Below are 2,305 nucleotides of genomic sequence, written 5' to 3' on the forward strand. Positions count from 1 at the left end.
GCCCTCATCCGCCCTTCGGGCACCTTCTCCCGCAAGCGGGAGAAGGATTCGCAAAGCCTACGCAGTTCGCATTGATCGCTGCTCCCTCTCCCGCTTGCGGGAGAGGGCCGGGGTGAGGGTGCCCCTTACTCCACCAGCCCCGCGTACTCCTTCTCGTGCTTCTCGATGAAGCGCGCAATGAAGCTGCACTTCGCCACCGCTTTCAGCCCGCGCGTCTTGACGTCGTCGAGCGCGTAACCCGCCAGCTTCGATCCGAGCCCTTGTCCTTCGTGCGCCGGCTCGATCAGCGTGTGCGTGAACACGATGCGGCCATCTTCCCTGCGGTATTCCGCCTTCCCGACCAGCCGCCCGTCGAGATGCAGCTCGTAGCGCGATTGCGCTTCGTTGTGGACGTATTTCATCCCGGCATCGTGCCGGAAAGCGCCAGCGTGCGGGGATCGGCCTCGCCGCCGTAGAAACGGTCCAGGCAGCGCTGGAAGACCGTCTCGGCCGGCGCCGCCTGCGAAAACAGCGTCACGCAGGAGCGGAATTTCAGGTCGTCGGGCGAGCCGAGGATGTCGTGCGCGCTGCGCTGCGGCACCGCCGCCATCAGCTCGCAGCATTCGCGCAGGCGCGGCCCGAGCACGGGGTGCGCGAGATAGGCACGCGCTTCCGCCAGCGAGGTAATGCCGTAGTGCTGGGCCGTGGCGCTGAGGCCGAGGCCACGCAACTGCGGGAACACGAACCACATCCAGTGGCTGCGCTTGCGGCCGGCGGAGAGCTCGGCGCGCACATCGTCGATCACGCCATCCTGCGCGGTGACGAAGCGTTGCAGGTCGAAGGGATCGGAAGCCACACCCCGTTATAGCGCGCGCGCCCGCGTCCTACGAGCGTGGAGCGGTGGGCGCGGCACAGTCGAGCCATGGCCACGCAACCCCCGCCCGAACCCATGCCGCCCCTCGGTCCGCAGCCGGAGCCTCCGAAAGGGCCGATGCCCATGCCCGCACCGATGCAGCGCTGAAGCCCGCTACAGTCCGGACTCGTGGATCCCGCCCACCTGCACCGCATCGCGGCCGAGGCCATGCTGGCCCGCGGCCTGCTGCCCGAGTTCGCGCCGCCCGCGCTGCGCGAGGCCGAAGCGGCGCGCCGCCAGGGGCCGGAGCGCGAAGGCGAAATCCGCGACCTGCGCGCGCTGACCTGGTTCTCCATCGACAACGACGACACGCGCGACCTCGACCAGCTGAGCGTCGCGGAACCGCTGGACGGCGGCGCGGCGCGCCTGCTGGTGGCGGTGGCCGACGTCGATGCGATGGTGCGTCCCGGCGGCGCGATCGACGAGCATGCGGGCACCAACACCACCTCTGTCTATACGGCGGCGGGTGTCTTCCCGATGCTGCCGGAGCTGCTGTCCACCGACCTCACTTCGCTGCACGAGGGCGCGGAGCGGCTGGCGATGGTGGTGGACATGGTCGTGCAGCCGGACGGCACGGTCCAGCAATGGGACATCTATCGCGCGGCCGTCTTCAATCGCGCGAAGCTCACCTATGGTTCCGTCTCCGCCTGGCTCGACGGCGACGCGGCCGCCTTGCCGCATCTCGCCGCGGTGCCGGGGCTCGCGGAGCAGCTGCGGCTGCACGACGCGCTGGCGTCGCAGCTGCGCGAGTGGCGCCAGAGCCGCGGGGCGCTCAACGTGAAGACCGTGTCGGCGCGGCCGGTGTTCGACGACGGCGAGCTGGTGGACATCCGCGCGGACGAGAAGAACCGCGCGAAGGACCTGATCGCCGACCTGATGATCGCGGCCAATGCGGCCACGGCGCGCTTCCTCGACCAGTGCGGCTTTCCTTCGCTGCGCCGCTTCCTGCAGTCGCCGCGCCGCTGGGACCGCATCGAAGCGCTGGCCGCCGGCTACGGCGTCACGCTGCCGGACGAGCCGAACCCGATCGCGCTGGATGCCTTCCTGCGCGAACGGCGCGAAGCCGACCCGGAAGGCTTCGGCGACCTGTCGCTGAAGATCGTGAAGATGCTGGGGCCGGGTGCCTATGCCGCCGCGGCACCGGGCGCCGCCGGCCTGGGCCACTTCGGCCTGGCGGTGAACGACTACGCGCACTCCACGGCGCCGAACCGGCGCTTTCCGGACCTGGTCACGCAGCGCCTGCTGAAGGCCTCCGTCAACGGCGACGCGCCGCCGTATGAGTTGCCGGGGCTGGAGGCGATCGCGCGCCACTGCACGCTGCAGGAAGACAACGCGGCGCGGGTGGAGCGCCAGGTGCTGAAGGCCGCGGCGGCCTTCCTGCTGCAGCCGCGGCTGGGCGAGGTGTTTCCTGCG

General features: G+C 70.4%; 3 protein-coding genes. 1 reads left to right on the forward strand and 2 read right to left on the reverse strand.

The genetic code is table 11. The annotated features are described in order from the left end of the window. Nucleotides 1–125 precede the first annotated feature (125 nt). The gene (locus tag VF522_RS05545; RefSeq protein ID WP_330907237.1) at nucleotides 126–401 is read right to left on the reverse strand and encodes a GNAT family N-acetyltransferase; all 276 of its coding nucleotides are present in this window, start codon (nucleotides 399–401) and stop codon (nucleotides 126–128) included. After that, nucleotides 398–835 (reverse strand): DUF1810 domain-containing protein, encoded by a 438-nt coding sequence (locus tag VF522_RS05550; RefSeq protein ID WP_330907238.1) that lies wholly within the window; start codon nucleotides 833–835, stop codon nucleotides 398–400. Before VF522_RS05550 ends, VF522_RS05545 begins: the two co-directional genes overlap by 4 nt. Before the next feature lie 186 nt (nucleotides 836–1,021). Between VF522_RS05550 and VF522_RS05555 the strand changes: the two genes are divergently transcribed. Further along, nucleotides 1,022–2,305: ribonuclease catalytic domain-containing protein (locus VF522_RS05555; RefSeq protein WP_330907239.1), on the forward strand; the 1,284-nt coding region annotated here is incomplete at its 3' end.

The organism is Ramlibacter sp. (genome assembly GCF_036383835.1).
Classification (GTDB): domain Bacteria; phylum Pseudomonadota; class Gammaproteobacteria; order Burkholderiales; family Burkholderiaceae_C; genus Ramlibacter.